The 19,986-nt window shown below is 37.8% G+C and carries 21 protein-coding genes and 2 tRNA genes; 1 reads left to right on the top strand and 22 read right to left on the bottom strand.

Annotation, left to right across the window (positions count from 1 at the left end):
- Positions 1 to 34 precede the first annotated feature (34 nt).
- From GH715_RS02180 to GH715_RS02125, 12 genes are all read right to left on the bottom strand, one after another.
- Positions 35 to 199: a hypothetical protein gene (locus tag GH715_RS02180; RefSeq protein ID WP_153834183.1), complete on the bottom strand. Its 165-nt coding sequence runs from the start codon at positions 197 to 199 to the stop codon at positions 35 to 37.
- A 385-nt stretch (positions 200 to 584) separates the two neighbouring features.
- Complete coding sequence (locus GH715_RS02175) at positions 585 to 1,433, bottom strand: hypothetical protein (RefSeq protein WP_153834182.1); 849 nt, start codon at positions 1,431 to 1,433, stop codon at positions 585 to 587.
- 173 nt (positions 1,434 to 1,606) lie between these two features.
- Complete coding sequence (locus GH715_RS02170) at positions 1,607 to 2,578, bottom strand: tyrosine-type recombinase/integrase (protein ID WP_153834181.1); 972 nt, start codon at positions 2,576 to 2,578, stop codon at positions 1,607 to 1,609.
- Between the two features lie 105 nt (positions 2,579 to 2,683).
- Positions 2,684 to 2,757: transfer RNA gene (locus GH715_RS02165), tRNA-Arg, on the bottom strand.
- A 1-nt stretch (position 2,758) separates the two neighbouring features.
- Positions 2,759 to 2,832, bottom strand: a tRNA-Gly gene (locus GH715_RS02160).
- Positions 2,833 to 2,976: 144 nt separating this feature from the next.
- Entirely contained in the window at positions 2,977 to 3,498 is a 522-nt protein-coding gene (locus GH715_RS02155; RefSeq protein ID WP_153834180.1) for a metallophosphoesterase family protein, read from the bottom strand.
- A 13-nt stretch (positions 3,499 to 3,511) separates the two neighbouring features.
- On the bottom strand, positions 3,512 to 4,105 hold the full coding sequence (locus GH715_RS02150; protein ID WP_153834179.1) for an XTP/dITP diphosphatase: 594 nt from the start codon (positions 4,103 to 4,105) through the stop codon (positions 3,512 to 3,514).
- A 14-nt stretch (positions 4,106 to 4,119) separates the two neighbouring features.
- Positions 4,120 to 4,863 carry a ribonuclease PH gene (gene rph / locus GH715_RS02145; protein WP_153834178.1) on the bottom strand — a complete coding sequence of 248 codons (744 nt, stop codon included), beginning with the start codon at positions 4,861 to 4,863 and terminating at the stop codon, positions 4,120 to 4,122.
- 165 nt (positions 4,864 to 5,028) lie between these two features.
- Positions 5,029 to 6,177, bottom strand: a complete 1,149-nt coding sequence (locus GH715_RS02140) for a GerMN domain-containing protein (RefSeq protein WP_153834177.1) — start codon at positions 6,175 to 6,177, stop codon at positions 5,029 to 5,031.
- Between the two features lie 234 nt (positions 6,178 to 6,411).
- The gene (racE, locus tag GH715_RS02135; RefSeq protein ID WP_018931390.1) at positions 6,412 to 7,245 is read right to left on the bottom strand and encodes a glutamate racemase; all 834 of its coding nucleotides are present in this window, start codon (positions 7,243 to 7,245) and stop codon (positions 6,412 to 6,414) included.
- Between the two features lie 13 nt (positions 7,246 to 7,258).
- Positions 7,259 to 7,732: a MarR family winged helix-turn-helix transcriptional regulator gene (locus GH715_RS02130; RefSeq protein WP_033404668.1), complete on the bottom strand. Its 474-nt coding sequence runs from the start codon at positions 7,730 to 7,732 to the stop codon at positions 7,259 to 7,261.
- Positions 7,733 to 8,254: 522 nt separating this feature from the next.
- Entirely contained in the window at positions 8,255 to 8,800 is a 546-nt protein-coding gene (locus GH715_RS02125; protein ID WP_153834175.1) for a hypothetical protein, read from the bottom strand.
- 39 nt (positions 8,801 to 8,839) lie between these two features.
- Between GH715_RS02125 and GH715_RS02120 the strand changes: the two genes are divergently transcribed.
- Positions 8,840 to 9,610, top strand: coding sequence for an alpha/beta fold hydrolase (locus GH715_RS02120; RefSeq protein ID WP_153834174.1), 771 nt, complete (start codon positions 8,840 to 8,842; stop codon positions 9,608 to 9,610).
- A gap of 107 nt (positions 9,611 to 9,717) precedes the next feature.
- On the opposite strand, the gene pseI is transcribed toward GH715_RS02120, so the two are convergent.
- From pseI to GH715_RS02070, 10 genes are all read right to left on the bottom strand, one after another.
- Positions 9,718 to 10,767 carry a pseudaminic acid synthase gene (gene pseI, locus GH715_RS02115; RefSeq protein WP_153834173.1) on the bottom strand — a complete coding sequence of 350 codons (1,050 nt, stop codon included), beginning with the start codon at positions 10,765 to 10,767 and terminating at the stop codon, positions 9,718 to 9,720.
- Positions 10,764 to 11,276 carry a UDP-4-amino-4,6-dideoxy-N-acetyl-beta-L-altrosamine N-acetyltransferase gene (gene pseH / locus GH715_RS02110; RefSeq protein WP_153834172.1) on the bottom strand — a complete coding sequence of 171 codons (513 nt, stop codon included), beginning with the start codon at positions 11,274 to 11,276 and terminating at the stop codon, positions 10,764 to 10,766. The genes pseI and pseH overlap by 4 nt, the downstream gene beginning before the upstream one ends.
- On the bottom strand, positions 11,269 to 12,333 hold the full coding sequence (pseG, locus tag GH715_RS02105) for a UDP-2,4-diacetamido-2,4,6-trideoxy-beta-L-altropyranose hydrolase (protein ID WP_153834171.1): 1,065 nt from the start codon (positions 12,331 to 12,333) through the stop codon (positions 11,269 to 11,271). The genes pseH and pseG overlap by 8 nt, the downstream gene beginning before the upstream one ends.
- 6 nt (positions 12,334 to 12,339) lie before the next feature.
- On the bottom strand, positions 12,340 to 13,068 hold the full coding sequence (locus GH715_RS02100; RefSeq protein ID WP_153834170.1) for a cytidylyltransferase domain-containing protein: 729 nt from the start codon (positions 13,066 to 13,068) through the stop codon (positions 12,340 to 12,342).
- Positions 13,065 to 14,267 carry a UDP-4-amino-4,6-dideoxy-N-acetyl-beta-L-altrosamine transaminase gene (gene pseC / locus GH715_RS02095; protein ID WP_153834169.1) on the bottom strand — a complete coding sequence of 401 codons (1,203 nt, stop codon included), beginning with the start codon at positions 14,265 to 14,267 and terminating at the stop codon, positions 13,065 to 13,067. The genes GH715_RS02100 and pseC overlap by 4 nt, the downstream gene beginning before the upstream one ends.
- 15 nt (positions 14,268 to 14,282) lie before the next feature.
- A complete protein-coding gene (locus tag GH715_RS02090) occupies positions 14,283 to 15,227 on the bottom strand; it encodes a dTDP-glucose 4,6-dehydratase (protein WP_153834201.1) in 945 nt (314 codons plus the stop codon).
- Between the two features lie 179 nt (positions 15,228 to 15,406).
- Positions 15,407 to 15,985 carry a class I SAM-dependent methyltransferase gene (locus GH715_RS02085; RefSeq protein WP_163578406.1) on the bottom strand — a complete coding sequence of 193 codons (579 nt, stop codon included), beginning with the start codon at positions 15,983 to 15,985 and terminating at the stop codon, positions 15,407 to 15,409.
- The gene (locus tag GH715_RS02080) at positions 15,982 to 17,382 is read right to left on the bottom strand and encodes a hypothetical protein (protein ID WP_153834168.1); all 1,401 of its coding nucleotides are present in this window, start codon (positions 17,380 to 17,382) and stop codon (positions 15,982 to 15,984) included. Before GH715_RS02080 ends, GH715_RS02085 begins: the two co-directional genes overlap by 4 nt.
- Positions 17,383 to 17,385: 3 nt before the next feature.
- Entirely contained in the window at positions 17,386 to 18,870 is a 1,485-nt protein-coding gene (locus GH715_RS02075; protein ID WP_153834167.1) for a hypothetical protein, read from the bottom strand.
- A gap of 12 nt (positions 18,871 to 18,882) precedes the next feature.
- Entirely contained in the window at positions 18,883 to 19,848 is a 966-nt protein-coding gene (locus GH715_RS02070; RefSeq protein ID WP_163578405.1) for an SDR family NAD(P)-dependent oxidoreductase, read from the bottom strand.
- Between the last annotated feature and the right edge of the window lie 138 nt (positions 19,849 to 19,986).

Genomic DNA, 19,986 nt, shown 5'->3' with positions numbered 1-19,986 from the left:
TGTCCCCCAACGGATAGAGTCCGTTATTTTTCGTCTAGTTTACGTAATGTAGATTACCGGTACTTGCCGTCATATCAACGGTTATAGACGTTGTATATTCGGAGTAGGAATCCTGCCAAAATATACGGTTATAATCCTGCATAAAATCGTGCATATTTTCCGCTTGGAATGCGTATGCTTCGCCTTTAGCTTGCGTCATCGTTCGGCTGTTCCGCCTACTTCCGCCTTTGCCCCTCGTATTTTGGCGACCTCTGTCCGTCGTGAAGGCGTTGTCCGGTAAAATTCCCGACATCGGGAAGTATCGCAACCACTCTACGGACACCCTATACGGACACACTTCGGGAAATATCCGATTATTCCCCACGTAAACATTATCATCCGTATAAATCGTAATCATTCCGACTTTCTACTTATGTCGCTTTATCGTGGTAAAGTGTTTCGTTTACATTGCCGTTGTAACTCGTTTTCGTGCTAGGTGTGCCCTAACTATTTCCGCTTTAGTATTCCGATAACAATTCGCTTTCTTTCGATTCTTTATATAAATAAGTTATTCTGACCGAAAACCAACACTTTTACCGCTCGCTTCAGCTTTCGCCGATCAACTCGGCAAACAGTCGCATATTATCGTTACCCCTTGCGTTAATCCTTCGCCCTATTTCGTGGCTTAGACGGCTCCATGCTACGTATAATAGTCCGTCAAAGTTACGGCGAATCTTACCTAGCTTACGACTTCTTACAACGTTCAAGAATACGTCTATATATTCGCTTCCAAATTCTTCTAGTGTTATATTCCGATTTACCATCGCCTTTGCTCGGAGTAATATTCCGTAAGTCTTATACAGTCCTTCTGCGTCAAAGTATGGCGAAAGTGCTTCGTATACTACCTCCGGAATTGATTGGCGGAGTGCTCTCGGTTTATCATCTGCCGTAGCTAATACGTATGTATGTTTTTTAGAAAGGTTGCGTAAAGGTTCATTCTCGGATTTATTAGTTTGTTCCTTTGCGTCTGTTGGCTTGTCGTTATCTATCTGCTCGGAAGTTGACTCGGAACTTTGATCGGAAATATTCTCGGAATTATCTTCGGAAATGTTGTCCTCTTTGAACGGTAATATAACGATTATATTTGCCCCTCGTCCTCCGGATTTAGGACGGTTTCTAGTGATTCGTTTAATCATGTCTAATCGCTCTAGTTTCGCCAATATATTCCGTGTGGCTCTGTCTGTGCGTTCTATATAGTCGGCAATCGTCGATACTTTTAAATGACTTGCACCAGCGTATTTAACGGCATACCTTGCGATAAACTTAAACACTTGGCGATCAGTTGCGTTTATATCGTCGTATGTAGCTTCTAGGTGGCGTTTAACGTGGTGGTTTAATTCGTGCTTATCTTGGAACGTCTTAAATTCAAATAAATAATTCATATTCGATTTCATTTTGTTTCTCCTCCGATTTAGTTACCGGAAGAAACTAACCCTAATACAAACATACGTTCTATTCAGTGGATATACTTGTCCAATTTCCGTCTTGTAATTTTTTTCGAAAAGTCGTATAATTAACTTACGTTGATAAGTTGGTAGGGTTAGTTCCTTACCGGCTTTTTTTTTGTTTATAAGAAATTCCGTAAACTTTCGGCTACTTCTTCTTTATCTAAATGCAGGTACCTCGTTGTTACTCCGATATCGCTATGACCTAACGCCTTAGAGATTAAGGCTATGTTTGCCCCTTTACGTAATAAGTTCTTTGCGAAACCTCTCCTTAGTGCATGAGGATTAATATTCTTTAGTCCGTAATCTCTTGCGTGTTTGTTTATCCGTTTCATAATGTTGTTATGATTGTTATAGTCACTTGCGATCTTGGTTCCGGTCTTAGTAACAAATAAGTAACTGTTCGCTTGCCGGTATTTACTTCTTATAACCTCGTTTTGTTGGATAAGTGCGTCCAATAGACGTTCTAAGACGTTATCAAACGGCAAATAAATCGGTTGGTGATTCTTTATCAGTCCGCCGTCTATCCTCAATATCTTCTCATCAAGATTTACGTGTTTGTTTTTTAATTCGGTTAACGTGCCGACTCTTACTCCGGTTTGGTACATTAACAAAACGGCTGCTGCGTCTCTTAGTTCGGTAAACCTCGTTAAATCCAACATGGTTAACAAGATATTTATTTCTTTATCTGTCGCCCCTTCTTTAACCGGATTGTCGACCTTTACCTTGATACTTTTCCAAAAGTTAGACGTAATCCAACCGTTATCTATACAACGGTTTAGAAACGCCTTTAAACACTTTAGACGGGTTAATTTCGTTTGGTTGTTAACGTTCATAGACGATAACCATTCGTAAATATGATCTGCGTGCACTTCTTCTATGTACGTTACTTTTGTAACCTCTGCAAAATGGTTAACGTGTAACTCGTAATCATTAATAGTCCTCGGACGTAATCCGGATGCCTTCATCTGCTTTACTATGGTTGTTAACGCTTTCTGTATCGGATAGCCTCGTTTAACGTGGTCGTTCGCTACTTCCGTAAACAAGTCTGATAAATCGGTCTGTACGGATAGGTGCGGTTTTCTTTTCGTCATAACAAAAAAAAGCCCCCTAATCTCGTCTAGTTGACCGGTTCATTGACCGATACAACTAACGGATTAAAAGGCTTATCTCATGCGGTTTACACCGCCTTTATCTAGCGTCCCAGGAGAGATTCGAACTCCCGACCCACAGCTTAGAAGGCTGTTGCTCTATCCTGCTGAGCTACTGGGACATGGAGCGGGTGAAGGGAATCGAACCCTCGACATCAGCTTGGAAGGCTGAGGTTTTACCACTAAACTACACCCGCATTTCTATGTATTTTTATTATGTATCTCGTTAACGGACAAGTACCATTATATAAACTTACGCTAGGATTGTCAACATAAAATTATAAATTTATTATAACATACTCGTAACAAGCCAGCAGAATCAATATCTGCTGGCTTGTTACTTATGTTAACGAAGTTTGATAGGCAAGACCGTAAATTTCCTGCTGATCCTTTGTGTAGAAACGGATATCAATATTTTCTAATTGTTCATCTGCTGTCAGGATTGCATATGATCCAGGATGTGCGCTTCGCGGTTGGCGAATACTTCCTGGATTAATGAATAATTGATCCTTTACTTTTTCAGCGCCAGCAACATGTGAGTGACCAAAACAAATGACATTGGCACCTAACTCTTCTGCTCGATAGGATGCTGGCATTAATGTTGATTTAATTTGAAATAAGTGACCGTGTGTAACAAAAAAATGTAATTTTCCTACTTGAAAATCAATTTCTTCTGGCAAACGGAAATCCATGTCCATGTTTCCTTGAACTACTTGGAAATCTGCAAGTTCTTCACTATCTGCTTCTAACTCTGAGTCGCCACAGTGGATCATCGCATCGACTTCACCTTGGTGCCGAGCTTTTATCTCAGAAACTTCACTAGTCCAACCGTGACTATCACTAAGTATTAAAATTTTTGGCATGTCTCCACCCCTCTTACAACTGCTTTACCCAGTTTTCCATTTTATCTAACGCTTTTTTGCGATGACTAATATGATTTTTTTCTTCTGGAGTCATTTCTGCCATTGTTTTAGAACTGCCAGTTGGGTAAAAGATCGGATCATATCCAAAACCGTTCTTACCAATTGCTTGGTAACCAATCGTTCCTTCACATTCTCCACGTTTAAAGACCGTTTGTTTTCCTGGTTGAGCGATAGCTAATACACATACAAAACGGCCTGTACGTTCAGCTTGTGGTACATTTTCCATTTCAGTTAGTACTTTTTCCAGATTGGCTTTATCATCTTTCTCCTCACCAGCATATCTGGCTGAATATACACCTGGTGCACCTTGAAGTGCATCAATCTCTATTCCTGAGTCATCAGCAATGACCGGGATATTGAATTTTTCACAAATCGCTTCTGCTTTTATTGCTGCATTTTCTTCAAAGGTTGTACCCGTTTCTTCAATATCATCAATTGGCTCTGCCAAATCTAATAAAGAAGATACTTTTATTTCTAACGGGTCAAATAAGCGTTTAAAATCTTTCATTTTTCCTTCGTTTTTTGTTGCGATTATTAATTCTTTCATATGAAAAAGCTCCCCTAGGATTGTTCTATGTTATTTTGATAAGGTTTGATTGCTTCTGCTTGGATTTTAAAAATCTCTTTTAAACCTTTTTCAGCAAGAGCTAACATTTTCGTTAATTGTGTACTTGTAAATGTTGCTTCTTCACCCGTACCTTGGAGTTCCACAAATTCACCTTTACCAGTCATCACCACATTCATATCGACATGTGCTTGGGCATCCTCAGAATATTCTAGATCTAAAATTTCCGTTCCATCTGGTAGTACCCCAACCGAGATAGCTGCTAGATAATCTGTAATTGGTAATGACTTTATTTTTTCTTCTTCTAGTAATTTACCTAGTGCATGTACAACCGCGACAAACGCTCCAGTTATCGATGCAGTTCGTGTACCACCATCTGCCTGAATCACGTCACAATCGACCCATACCGTACGTTCTCCGATAGCATCTAAGTCTACCACCGCACGTAGTGATCGTCCGATTAAACGCTGAATTTCCATGGTTCGCCCGGAGACTTTACCTTTTGATGACTCACGGATGTTTCTCGTTTCTGTTGCTCGAGGTAACATCGCATACTCAGCAGTAATCCAGCCTTTACCTGATCCTCTCATAAAAGGCGGAACTCGATCCTCTACACTGGCATTACATATCACTTTCGTATCGCCGACTGTAATTAAAACAGATCCTTCTGCATGTTTAGTAAAATTAGTTTGAATATCAATTGATCTTAGTTGATCTATTTCTCTCCCTGTTTCACGCATTCTATTTCCTCCTTACATACTGTTCTATCTTAACATATTTTCTCAGTACATGGGTTTTTCATACATAAGAAATTTAGCTAAAAAGATAACACCCGCTCCAATCAAATGAAACGGGTGCCGAGTTTTTTATAATGAATAATAAAACAAGTAGATTAAATGAATGGATTAAATACTTTCAGTTGGCGTAACCATATCTCTTGATACTGGTTCTGTATATGGTTGTCCACTTTCACTTATCACTTCTTCATGATCTTCAACAGAGACCTCAACAGCCTCGATATCTTTTTGTTCAGTTAATGTAAGGACGATCGACTGCATCACCTCATCAGCGATCACGCTTTTTGCACTGTTGGCTAATATATTTTCATTAAAATTCAATGAAAGGACTCCATCTTCAAAAACAGGTTCTGACGCAAGTTGTGAGCCAGTATTAACAAAATGCTGTAATGGTAAATCAAATGAAGGGCCATCCATTAAAGCTTGTACAATAGATTGATATTGGTTCTCTTCATTCATCGGAACATGTTGTGTAATGGGAACAAAGTAGACCATTTCATCACCTTGCATTGGAAAGTAAAGCGTAGTCGCCTTACTTTCCATTAAATCAACACCATCCGTTTGTTGAATGTTAATTCCGTTAGCTCGTGAATACCCTTCCGTTAATGGTGTGCCATTAACCGGCATGGAATCTTGCGCCTCTCCTTCGATCCATAACTTCACACTATCTACATTTTCAAACTGTGTTAATGTATGTGTCATAGCTTCTAGAATTTTCTGTTCATTCTCTGCTTCATATGTTGTAAATTCTTCCGAAACATTTACCACTAATGTTCCATCAGCTTCTAAGTTCAAATCGATAATCTCAGTACCTGCAGGTAAAACTGCCTGAAATCCACTAGGTAATAGCGATGTCACAGGCCCATCCTGTACGAGATATTCTAATACTTGTTTCGCCACTTCTTTAGATGCTGGAGCTGGCATTTGTACTTCTTGAGGCACAACTAAACCGTTTTGATCTAACAAATATAAAACTCTTTCAACTGATTCAGTAGTCGCCGCTGAATCTTCTCCTTCTGTCTCTCCTTCTTCCACTGGATCTTCACCTTCAGCTTCACCTTCGCCTTCTTCCGGATTTGCCTCTGAATCATCTTCACCCTCCGGAATGTTCTCCAAGTCATCTGTTAATTCTGCATTTTCGGGTGGTGCATCTATTTGATCTAATGTCTGTTCTCCTTCAAAAACGCCACAACCCACTAACAAAAGCAAACATAATAATACAACCCCTGCATACTTTTTAGCTAAATCGATTTTCATAACCGATACCTCCTACGATGGTTTGTACTACTATGTATACGAGCATATTTTTAAAATAGACCAACCAAAATAATCTAAAAATCAATTATTATAAGAAAATCTGTTTTGATGGTACCTTGATTGTATTAAGGTTCAAATTGGCAAAAAAACAGATAGAATGCCAAGTAATTGGCTTTTCTATCTGTTTATTTCCACATATTGCGAACATTTTTTATACGTTACTATTTACTATCACTAGTAGATAGCACCTTTTCCCAGACTTTTGACTGTATTTAATTCAATCTTATCGACTGCATCAATTTTCTGATTTAACCACCGTGATGCGATTTCATGAAAAACACCGACATCACCAGTAGTGTAGAAAAAATGTTGTGGCGGCTGCTCACCTTGGTAAAGCTTATTTTGATATTCTAAAATGGTACTGACTTCCCGTGCGGTTTCTTCTCCTGACGATATCACAGTAACGGTTGATCCTATCTCCTTTTGAATCAACGCTTTAATCATTGGGTAATGCGTACACCCCAATATAAGTGTATCCATATTAGAAAATTGCTTCAATGGTTGTAACGTTTCTCGTACTACTTGATCCGCTTCTTCTCCCTGTACGATTCCTTTTTCCACTAAGGGAACAAATCGTGGGCAAGCTAAATCGTGGACTTCAATTTCTGTATTTATTTGCCTTAATGTGTCGACATATGCTTTACTGCTAATCGTTCCCTCTGTCCCTATCACACCTATTTCATCCGTACGTGAATGGGTAATCGCAGCACGTGCGCCTGGTTGAATCACTCCTACAACCGGAATCGACAGTTCTTCTCTTAACTGTTCCAACGTGAACGCCGTTGCTGTGTTACAAGCAATAACTAACATTTTAATATCTCTTTCTAATAAAAAGTGAACCATTTCCCAAGTGTACTGGATCACTTCTTCTTTCGGGCGCGGTCCATATGGACACCTTTTCGTATCACCCAAGTAAATAATCGATTCTTTCGGTAATTGACGAATTAATTCACTTGCTACTGTAAGTCCGCCAACCCCTGAGTCAATAACTCCAATTGGTTGCTTCACTATCATCGCCTCTTTACAATTTTACATTTTCTGTTTGATATCTCATTTCTTGGTGGAGGAGATGTAATAGTCTTGATAACTGTTCCATATCCTCTTCTTTAACATTCGATAAAACCTCACCTAAATATTTCTGTCGTTTTTCAATTACTTCCTGGATAATTTTTCTTCCCTTTTCTAATAAGTGGATACGAACCACTCGGCGATCCTTGGTATCTTTCACTCGTTCCACGATATCATTCTTTTCCATGCGATCAACTAAATCTGTTGTGGTACTAAAAGCGAGGTTAATTTTTTTGGATAATTCACCTAATGTTAAATCTCCCTGCTCTAATAAAAATTGTAAGGCAATGAATTGTGGGGTTGTAATGGGATAATTATTTAATATTTCACGACCTTTTTGCTTGATGATCCCTGATAAAAATCTTAATTCTCTTTCAATATCTGCAATTTGCTCTGCTTCTTTACCCAAGTCAAAACGCCCCTTCATACATAAAAATACATAAGTTTACTATAACATTTTTTCTCGATAAAATGTTATACAGAATCTTCTAAGGTTGACAAAAAAGCGTTTAGTCAAGACTAAACGCTTTTGAAATAATATGCATAGATTAAATACTGTGAAGTAAGGTTACCCAGGTTGAATGGAGCATTGTACGATTCATCAAACATGGCTTAAGGCGAACATTCGCTCCGATATTTGTAACAAAAGTACCGTTTTTAGATCCGTCGAGGACATCTATTCCGCTATTCATCGAAAATAACACTCATTTTAACAAAAAACAACTAAATAAAGGATTAAATGTCCGCGCTACTAACATTATGGCATATCTTAAGTGGTACAAGCATGTTTTTACCTGACCTATGTCCCGATAATCGGTCATTTTTTACTGGTTTCTATTGTTTGCAAAAGAGCTTGCTAAGGCTGCACAAACATCGGCGATTATTTGGCAAATTGCTACGATCAATTGCATCCCCTCCAAACCGTTTATTTATAACTTTATTACCCTAATTAGCCAGTTGTTAACCGTTGATAGGAGCGATTATTACTTGTACCAACCACGATTAAACACGTTAAGAAAGCCACAAATGAAACAAAAATAGCCATCATTAACCCGATACCTGCCATAAATAAATCCTCTCCTGGATATGAAGGCTCTAATGTCACATACCAATAACTGAAGAAAATGATCATCACGACGTAAAAACTACTGCCAATGAGAGCAAACTTCCATTGATTCAGCTTCGATCCACACCAAGAACGTGCAAATTTAATCCAAACAATAAGACTGATAATTACAGCACCTATCATAGTAAATATATGTAGATATGGAATTAGTAAATAGCTTAAACCAATCAATATCAATATCGTACAAGAAAAAAGAAGTGCATTTACGCCAAATAATATACCGCCTGCCTTCCAATGACTGTTTAACCATCTATGTTTTTCACTGTCTAGCTCTAAGGATCCGAAAGACTCTAATTTTTTGACAATTGGTTTTCGCAAGAATAAAAAAAGAATAATTGCTAAAACTCCAACTATTAGAAACATACTCATCATCATTACCTCCTATACTTTTCATTCGGAGATGGTATTATGCCTTATACAACGAATCATCCTGCAATTTATTATCAAAAAGTCGGCAGTGGAACAGCAATCATATTTATCGCTCCGCCAGGAATGGGACACTTAACATTCCGTTACCAAACATTGCTTCAACATAGCTTTTCCGTTATTACATTTGACAACAGAGGGGATTGCCGTAGCGGCCATTCCAATACAAAACTAACTTTTTCTCAGTATGTAGATGACGTAAAAAGTGTGTTAGACGAAAATGAAATCTCTAAAGCCATTGTTTGTGGTTATTCTAACGGAGGATTAATCGCACAACAATTCGCTATATCTTATCCAGAGCATACATTAGCACTTATTATGATTGGGGCTTACCACGCACCGAAAAGTTTAATGCTTCGTACCGAATATAAAATAGGCATAACAGTTGCCAGAAATAATTGGATTCCTTTACTAGCTAAAGCACTTGCTTTCAATCATTTTTCAGATAAAAAAGCAGCAAAAGAAATAGAAATGGAAATAAAGAAAACGAACGCTGATATGTTACGACAACAATATCAATTAGGCTTGGATTATGACAATGAGCAGCAACTATCTAATATTGATGTACCACTATTAATTATCTATGGTGCTAACGATCATTATGTACATCCCTATCAAAACATCTATCGCAAAAGGTTAGAAGATGTAGAAGTTGCCTATGTTCATCGTTCTAAACATCAAGTACCAACCAAGTATTTTCATGAGTGTAATGCCATCATTTATGAATGGGTGAAGCGAAAACAAATAAAATAACATTTGTTCACACAAAATCATACCAAATATTGTCTATGATTAGAAGTGAAAAATGCAATCATTTAACAAGGCTGCCTCGGCTGAATGAGACAGCCTTGTAAAAACAGCTAGATAAAATCCCATGATAATGGAGTCCCTTTTTCAATTGGCTGATTAACAGTTTTGCCTAGACACATTTCATAGTATTTTGGCGCTAAACCAAATCCAGGACGAATAACGCGGATATTATCACGGGTTAATGGTTCCCCTTTTTTTACATTTTCCGTAACATAAATAGACCGACGATATTTTTTTGATTGGTACTCTGCTTTCGTCGGTCCGTACTGGACTTTCCCCATTGCCTGCCAGGCTCTTTTCGTTTCTTGGACTAGTAAGTGGAATTCCTCTGGTTCCAGTGAAAAGGGGGCGTCCACTCCTCCATCCTGTCGAGAAAGGGTAAAATGTTTTTCGATTACCGATGCACCTAATGCTACACTTGCAACAGCAACACCGCTACCTAACGTGTGATCTGATAAACCGATAGGACATTGAAATAATTCTTTCATATGTGGAATTGTTTTAATATGACTATTTTCTGGGGTTGCTGGATACGTACTCGTGCATTTTAGTATAATGATCTCCTTACAGCCTTCTTCTTTGGCTGCTTGGACTGTTTCTTCAATTTCTGCCACGGTACACATACCAGTTGAAATAATCATCGGTTTTTTGGTTCTGGCGACTTTACGAATCAATGGAATATCCGTACATTCAAAAGAAGCGATTTTATAACAAGGTACATGTAAGCTTTCCAAATAGTCAACAGCTGTTTCATCAAATGGTGAACTGAACGCGATCATCCCTAACTCTTGGCAACGGTCAAAAATCGATTGGTGCCATTCCCAAGGTGTATAAGCTTCCTGATATAAATTGTATAACGATTTGTTTGCCCATGGACTATTTGGGTCTGAAATAACAAAGTCTCCTTTTTCGACTTCTAATGTCATCGTGTCTGCAGTATAAGTTTGAATCTTGAGTGCATCTGCCCCAGCCTTCGCAGCTGCTTCTACTATTTCAAGAGCTCGCTCTAGCGATTGGTTATGGTTCCCTGACATTTCTGCAATGACAAACGGCTCATAATCTGTACCAATTTTTCGATTGTGGATCGTTACTTCCTTCATGAGATTCCTCCTTTCCACTCTTCCTTAAGCAAACCTAATGTCCACACATCATAATATTGACGATTTTTCATAACATGTTGACGTAAGGTACCTTCTAGTTTAAAACCTAGCTTTTGATGAAAGTGAAAGCTAGGTTGATTCGTTTCGATTACTTCAGCACAGACTTTTCGCATCCCTTGACTAAAAATGTGAGTAAATGCTAAAGAAGCCATTTTTGTTCCAGAACCTTTAGGTGCATCAAGTTCTCCAATGTAGAACCCCCAGTAACACCGCTGATGTTGCTTTTGTTTATCAAAAAATTGTACAAGTCCAAGTGGTTGGTCATGTTGGACATAAATGAAAACATCATGATGAGGATCAGTCGACACTTTCTCATACCACTGTACATGTTCCTGCCAAGTAATCTCTTTATCTGTATACATATACTGTTTAATATGATCACTATTTCGCCAAGCTAGCACTTGTTCCAGATCATTTTCTCCGAGCTTTCTCAAAAAACTATCAGTCATTAGTACCCTCCTTCAGCATAAAACGTGAAACAGAACGATGATCAACATTTTCTCTGAAGTGAGCTAACCGATCTGCCATCCGCTGTAATAGGGAAGGTGTATCGCTTAATCGGCATAATGCTTCTTTAATATCTACAGTTTTTACCTCACTATTTTTCCCTAAGTGATATATAAACCCTTTAGCATGCAAATGATTTAATATTTCAAATTGGTTATCCGCTACTTCAAGGGTGATGGCAGGTAATTGCATAAAACACCTTTCCCACGTTGTTGTTCCTCCTGCACCAATTGCAAGATCCGCTTCCGCCATTAACTCTGACATATGATTGTTTTGTTCATATAACTGAATATTTTCGTGCAGTTCTACCAAATGTCGTAGCTCTTTGATTTGCTGGTTGGACGTGCCTGTAACTACATCCACCTGCCAATGTTGATCTTGAAGCTGAGTAATAGCTCTTAAAGCTTTATACGTTTCATTAGTTGGGTCACTTCCACCAAAAGAAACAAGAATACGAGCTATGGTGCTGCGCTTCCTCTCATGTAGCTTCGTCATCTTAAATTCTTCTCTTAATAAAAGGTATCGGGGACCCAAAAGTAGAACTGTATCTTGTTGAATCAATTGTTGATAGCGTTTCTCCTTGTTTGGAAGCAGGTTTTGATCTAGCAAACTGTCACAGTAATGTCTGCGGTTTGCTAGATCATCAATTACCATCAATTGGTCTGCGAATGGTTTTACTGCAGCTTCCCACCGATAATCTAAATCATAATGATCAACTACAATGTAATCAAAACAAGGATACTGTCGAAGGAACTCAATCGTTTCTTCTGCATCTTTTCGCCAATTGGAGCGCAAATTGCCGATCATCGTCGAATGAGATAAAACATGGACTGGGAACCCTTTTCCTTTAATATAGCTAATTAAATTTCCTGGGAAATGGTAACAAAAGAAAATAACCTCTACGCCCTGTGTTCGTAACTGCTCTGCTAACACTAAACAACGCATTACATGACCAGTACCAATTTGGTTAGATGCATCAGAACGAATACCAACTCGCATAAGTTATCACCAGTCCTTTTGTTTAATGTTCGCATTGATTGTTAGCCAATCTGGATGATGTTCTAATAATTTAATTATATCTTCTAACATATAATATGGCTTCTTTGGTTCAAATGATTGGATGATTTTTTCAATTAATTGAAAGTCTTCTACGGTGTCGACTGTTAAACGATAGTTACTATAATCAGTATGATGAAGAACATTAACGATATCAAATTGATCTGGATGATCTCTGATATAGGTAGTAACATGTTCACGATCACTATTACGGCATGCTATTTTGTTAAGTTTCGCTAATGTTTGCCTAGTAAACACTTCGATATCATAGCCTCTCGGATATGTCCTCTCAAGAACATTAGCAGCATAATCGGCATGCTCACTTGTTACAAAAGCTTTGATAACATGATCAATTGTTTGTGCATCTATGACTGGACAATCAGCCGTTAAACGAACAATTACATCAGCTTCTGTTTCTTCTGCTGCTTGATGAAAACGGCTTAACACATCTTTTTCCGATCCTCGGATATAATGCAGTTTCTCTGATCTGCAAAATTCTACAATAACATCATCTTTTCTGTTGTCTGTTGTCGCAATCACGATTTCATCCATATATGAAGCATGTCGAATCCGGTCTACCTGATACTTGATTAGCGGCTTTCCAAGTACTGTTCGTAACACCTTTCCAGGTAGGCGAGTAGAACCCATTCTAGCTTGAATGATCGCTACAATTTTCATGATGACACCTCATAATGAGAGAGGACTTTCTTCACAGCAGCAATCACATCGTCTACTTCCGCTTCCGTCATTTTAGGAAACAGTGGTAATGTTATCATGGCTTGATACAATGTTTCTGCATGCGGGCACAGACCTTTATGGTAGCCTAACTGTTGATAATAAGGGTGAAAGTATACTGGTATATAATGAACATTCACGCCGATATTTTCCTTTTGCAATGCTTGAAAAATTTCTGTTCGAGTCGCTTTTAATATATCCAATTGTAGCTTTATGACATATAGATGCCAGCTCGAATTGGTATCAGAAAGCTGGTAAGGTAAAGTAATCTGATCAAACTCACGAAAAGCTTCATTATATTTCTCTGCAATAGCTCTTCTAATCGCTAAAAAGCTTTCGATTTTATTTGCCTGGTTTAACCCAAGGGCTGCTTGCAAATCTGTCATCCGGTAATTATATCCGAGTGACTGCATTTCATAGTACCAAGGTTGATCTGAAACAGCTAATCGCTGCTCATCCCGTATTATGCCATGGTTTCTGAATTCTCTTAGTTTCTGATAATAATTAGGATTATCCGTCGTAATCATGCCACCTTCACCTGCTGTAATATGCTTCACTGGATGAAAGCTAAACATCGTCATATCTGCTAACGATCCTACCTGTTGTTTATGGTAGGTTGCACCAAGAGCATGAGCAGCATCTGAGATCAAAGGAATAGAGTGCTTTGCTGCAATCGCACGTATTCGATCATAGTCTACTGGCTGACCGGTAAAGTCCACCGTTATTATCGCTTTTGTTTTCTCTGTAATGTGTGCCTCAATTTCTTTAGGGGATATGTTGTAGGTGTTGGGATCAACATCAGCAAATATGACATTGCCACCCTGATAGAGAATGGAATTAGCTGTAGCAGCAAAGGTAAGGGGTGTTGTGATTACTTGATCATTCTCTTGAATCCCTGCTGCAAAACATGCTCCATGAAGTGCTGCCGTGCCACTCGAAAAAGCAACGGCATATTTAGCACCCACATAGTCTGCAATCTTTTGTTCAAATAGCTCAATCATTGGACCAGTTGTAAGATAGTCGCTCTTCAACACGTTAAGAACTGCCTGTATATCAGTGCTATCTATCCACTGGGTTCCATAAGGTAAATACCTTTCTCTTACTGGTTTCCCACCATGAATTGCTAACGTATGCTCAGACATAAATCATCCTTCCTTTTAAATAAGATTTGTCGATTGAATCCATGCTTCTGTTTTTTGAATCCCCTCTTCCAAACTGAACATTGGCTGCCAACCTAACAATTTCTTCGCCTTCTCAAAGTTACATAGTAATCTGGGAATCTCGCTTTGCGGATGGATATGTGTTACATGTTGTATGCGGCTTTTATCTTTAGCTATTAATAATGCGAGCTCATTGATACTGATATCTTTGCCTAATCCTGCATTGATAATTTCACCATTCGTTTCATCAGCATAACCGGATTCTACTACAAACCGGGCACAATCTTCGACGTAGAGTAAATCGCGTGTTTGTGTTCCATCTCCGTAAATGGACAAAGACTTGCCAGTTAATTTATTTTTGATAAAAATCGCAACAACCCCACCTTCGCCACCGGTTTTTTGGTAGGGGCCATACGTGTTAAACGGACGAATCACTGTAACTGGCAGACTGTAGGCATAATAATAAGAAAGTACCATATTCTCGGCAGCTAATTTGGAGCCTGCGTATGGTGAAGCTGGCTTTACTCGATTGGTTTCACTAATACCGTTATCATCACTCGCTTTATCATATACCATACATGTGCTCATAAACACCATTTTCACGGAATGTTTTCGGCATGCTTCCAAAACATGAAATGTGCCTATCACATCATTATGAAAAGTCGTTTCTGGATCGTCGATACTGTCCTGCACATTGATACTTGCACCTAAGTGATAACATATATCAAATTGTTCCTTAAACAATTCCTCCAATAGTTGCTTATCTTTGATATCACCTGCTATTAATCCATGAAATAATGGATGTTGTTCAAAATCTTTTACATTTTCCTTTCGGCCATTAGATAAATCATCTAACACCCACACATGATGTTGATCCTCTAATAGTTTGGCTACAACCCAACGACCGATAAAACCTGCTCCGCCTGTAACGAGAATATTCAAATTCATCATCCTTCCTTCAAAATTTAAGGAATCAAATCCAACATTGGCTTCATTTTTTTCGCCATAAAGCATCAATTTTTGTTACTTTAAAACCTGAAGTGATTCCATTTTCTAATAATTGATACATTGCATACACATTTCCATCATTACTTCAATTGATCAATTCAGCCCGTATAAAACTAGTTCTTTTTGAAAATACGCAGTGTATACTTGGGTAGTTTGATGCTTTCACCGGTTGATTGCTCCACTTGTTTAAAACCTAATCCTTCAAATATGTCACGATAATTACGTGGGAAAATACGCCAATGTTCATCTGTCTCCGCTTCAAGTGTGATCAAGTAAGATTTGGTTATCCTCGCAATATGATTAAATATCCATTCACTGTCTGGGTGAATATGTTCCAGAACAGCCATCGTAAAAACAAGGTCATAATGATCCCTCTCCATATGCTTTAGAACCGATTCTACAGGGGCATGAATGATATCGGTATTTTCTGCTAATTCTGGATAGACTTTATGAAGCTGTTCCACTGCTTCTTGACTAATTTCAATCCCTGTTAATTCTTTATAATCATTTTGATATAAATGATGCAGGTTTCTCCCTACATTACATCCAATTTCCAAAATACGTTCGTTTGGTTGTATATATTTCTCAACATAACTTAATAAAAAGCTACTTCGTTCTGTTTTTAAATTGTACTTTTCTGGATGACTATTCTGCTTCCAGTACTCATGAATTTCGCTTAATGATTTTTTCACTTTATATCTCCTCTCCTTAATTCATCCACTAAGTCTCGCAGACGTTGACTAGAAGAACTCTGATCAGGATAAGCATCAGTCAGAAATCGAGTTTGATTCTTTTGAACAAATTTTCGCCATTTAGCCTGTGTGAAATACAATTGAATCATGTCTGCTAATTTCATTGGATCACGATGGACCTGCGAATGTATCCCGTTATAATATCCCGTATAACTTGGTAGCTTCGTATGCAAAATAAAGACTGGCTTCCCAACAAGCATTGCTTCTAAAGCAACCGTCGATGCATAAGAAACAACGGCATCAACATGTGGCAATATATCGTACAGTGTAAGGTTTTTGGTAGATTTTATTGTAGAATAATGGAGTAATAGTGGATGCCGTTCATCATTTGGATAATCTCGCAATATGATATTAAGGTTTAATGTTTTTTCTACTTGATCTACTACTATTTTCCACTCATCTAGATCGCGTTGACCTCGAACAATTAACAGCAATGTTTTTTTTCGCTTATCTAAGTTTAATTGTTTCATCCATTGCGCTTTTGTGATGGCTGGTTTTTGTAGACTTTGATCAAACCTAGGATGTCCAACTATTTTTACTTCGTCTTTAGGAACTCCACATTCCATATACCAGTCTTTTTCAAATTGACCATAAACAGCATCAATTGTTGCTACTTTTGGTAAATAACCGAACTCATTGCCAATGATGCCATGTTGCATTGAGATCGTGGGAATTCCATGCTTTTTCGCCACAAAAGCCATCACTCTGCCAAAATGATTCGGACTTGACATAACTACAACGGAAATAGCAGTTTTTCTTATCCATTTCTCCATCCTATCTATTTGATCGATGACAAAGTTGATTTTTTTATGGAACATATATTGAAATACCTGATTCTGATAGAGATGATGAGCCGGGAATTGCTGTAATAATGTTTGGATTTGCTGTTTAATTTTTGCTTTTGGTTTATCCATATGACGTGATGCATAATCTTGTAGATAATAGACATTTAACTGAGCTTGATCATGTGGATATTTATAGGTTTTGATAAATATAGTTTTGTCTGTATCAAAATAATTCTGATAGGTTTGCGGTGGTATCCGAAGCAGAGAATCTTCTAAGAAAGCGACCTGCCCATTTCTCACCTTCTGTGGTGTATGCCATGTTGCTAAATAATTTGAGAAAACAGCTTGCACTTGCTCTCGACTTGTGACATTGTGTTGCATTACTTGTTTGAAAGATTGCTTTGTCATTTCTCCCCAAATATCCGGGTGATGACGGATCAGACTAGGAAAATGAACGAGATAGGATAGACGATAACCTCGATAGACAATATCTTTAAAATCCTCGACAAAATCTAAATATAGTGACCAATAATTTTCCTTGTAAACATTCATCCATTATCCTTCCTTTACTTTTAACCGATTAACTAATTCATGCAAACGGTCGATCGATTTCTGCGTACTTGGATAGGCATGGTGAAGAAACTCGATTCGTTTTTTCTCTGCGTAATGCCGGGAGTCAGCTTTTGTAAAATACGCAATCACTTTCTCAGCTAACTGTTGAGGCTCATATTGCATAAGATCTCCTAGTCCTTGAAAATAACCAGTTGCTCCAGGGAAATCTTTGTTCAGTACAAACGTTATTTTATTACTTAACATTGCTTCCAATCCTACCGTTGAAGAATAAGTTATTACTGCATTCACATGTGGAAACAAGTCGTAAATTCCAAAACCTTTCGTATCTAATACATTAGAAAACTCTTTTGTTAGTTGATGTGGTTGCTTACTTGGATAGTTTTTAATGAGAATATTAAACCTTTGCTTATTATTCAGGGTTTGAATGAATCTCCGCCATCGAGCAATATCTTCATTTCCCCTGACAGCAATCATAATTGTTTTTCGATTATAATTTAAACCTAACCGTTGATAAAACGAATTACGATTCATTCTAGGTTGTCTGTATTTTTGATCAAATCGGGGATGGCCAATGATTTCGAGAGCATTTTCATCTATTCCAAGCTGTTGATACCAATCTTTCTCATACTGACCATATAGCGCATCTACTGTAGCGATTTTAGGTATATAACCTAACTCGCTTGATATAATACCATGCTGCATACAGATCGATGGTATGCCCTTGCTTGAACCAACAACCGCTAAAATCCGACTGATGAAACTATGCGTAGTCGATACGACAATACATGAGATTTTTACCTGTTCCAACAACTTTTCTATCTTTTCCATATAGATGATGACTGACGAAATGTTTTGCAGTAACCATTTTTGAAAAGTAGATCTGCTATACAATGGATGGTCGTTATGGTTAGCTAATATCTCTCTAGCTTTTTGCTGAACTTGTTTGATTTCCGACTCTACATCTACTTCTATTTCACCAAAATAATATAACGGGGTGTGTTGAATTTGGGTTATTTTATTTCTTTGTTTTGTCGTTACTACTGTTTGATTGAGAGGTCGAGCACGATTTTTCTTTTTTGTTGAACGTTTGTTTTTTTTCTGATTGGATCCATTCGTTATCATAATTGTATTAGCAGCTGAAATTTTTTTTTGCAAACTCAAGTTAGGAAATCGAAGTAATTTATCTACATGGATAGCAACTTTACCACCTGATCTAGGTTGATTGGTTTGATGCTTTGCCGTAAAAGCATTAAATTTATCTTGAATATCTTTTGATGACATCACTTCTCGTTTCGCATACTTTGTATAGAAGCCCTCTTTCAATTGATTCATTAAATGATCGTTAGGCAAGACAAAGGCTGGTAAATGACAAAAATGAACAATCTCATAATCTCGGTAAGTTAAGGATTCAAAATCATGAAGAAAATCGAGATACATTGACCAATAATTCTTTAGGAATTTGTCCATGATTTCCTCCTCTTAAATCAGGTTTGCTCCAGTTAACAGTTGATAAAGCTCCTCTTGACTTACTGCCTTCTGCTCTGCAGAACTGTAGGTGCCTGGTTTTGCTTTTTTTGCATGCCCATAGCTGACGCCTGTATCTACTGGAATCACAAACATATTAGAAAACTCCCATGCATGTAACGATTCTTCATGGGTCATCAGTTCTTCATACATTTTTTCACCTGGCTTTAAGCCAATAATTTCAGTAGTCACTTGTTGCTGCGAATGTTTGATTAATATTTCAGCTAAATCGCCTAATCGAATAACAGGCATTTTCAGTACAAATATTTCTCCTCCTTTTGCTTCTTTTAATGCTTTAATGGTTAGTTTCGTTGCTTGTGATACAGTCATCATAAACCTTGTCATATCAGGATCAGTTACAGTTATTTTCTGTTGTGACCGTATTTGTTCCTGAAAAAGTGGAATAACAGAACCTCTTGATCCCATTACATTACCGAAACGGACACTTGCAAAAACGGTGTTATTTTCTCCTGCTGCTGCTATTAAACGTTCACCGATTAGTTTCGTTGCACCATATGCATTTGTGGGAGAGATCGCCTTATCTGAACTGGTGAAAACGACTTTTTTCACTTTATTTGCTATCGCTGCTTTCATTACATGGTAATTTCCAATAATATTGGTTTGAACAGCTTCGATTGGATTTTGCTCACAGGCATCAACTCTTTTCATTGCAGCTAGTTGCAGCACATAGTCTACATTTGTCATTACTTCTTCTACTCGATCTTCATCTCGAACATCTCCGATTACAAATTCAAGTCTGTTATGATGGTTGAATTGTTCTTTTACAACATTTTGCTTATATTCATCACGACTAAATATCTTTATTTTTTTAGGTTGGTCTTTTAACAGTTCTGCAATTATACTTGTTCCAATTGTGCCAGTACCTCCGATAACTAAAATCGTCCTATCTTTAAAAAACACAGCTGTCCCTCTTTCCTGTTTACATAAGGCTTTATTAAATGGTACTTGTATATGTATATTGAATAGTCGCAAAACAGTAACGACCGCAGCCTATTAAGAGCTACCCATTTATATAATAGGTAGAATATAAGAAAAGCC

The sequence above is a fragment of the Gracilibacillus thailandensis genome (genome assembly GCF_010994055.1).
In the GTDB taxonomy this organism is placed as follows: domain Bacteria; phylum Bacillota; class Bacilli; order Bacillales; family Amphibacillaceae; genus Gracilibacillus; species Gracilibacillus lacisalsi.
This window is presented reverse-complemented; position numbering and strand designations above follow the sequence as displayed.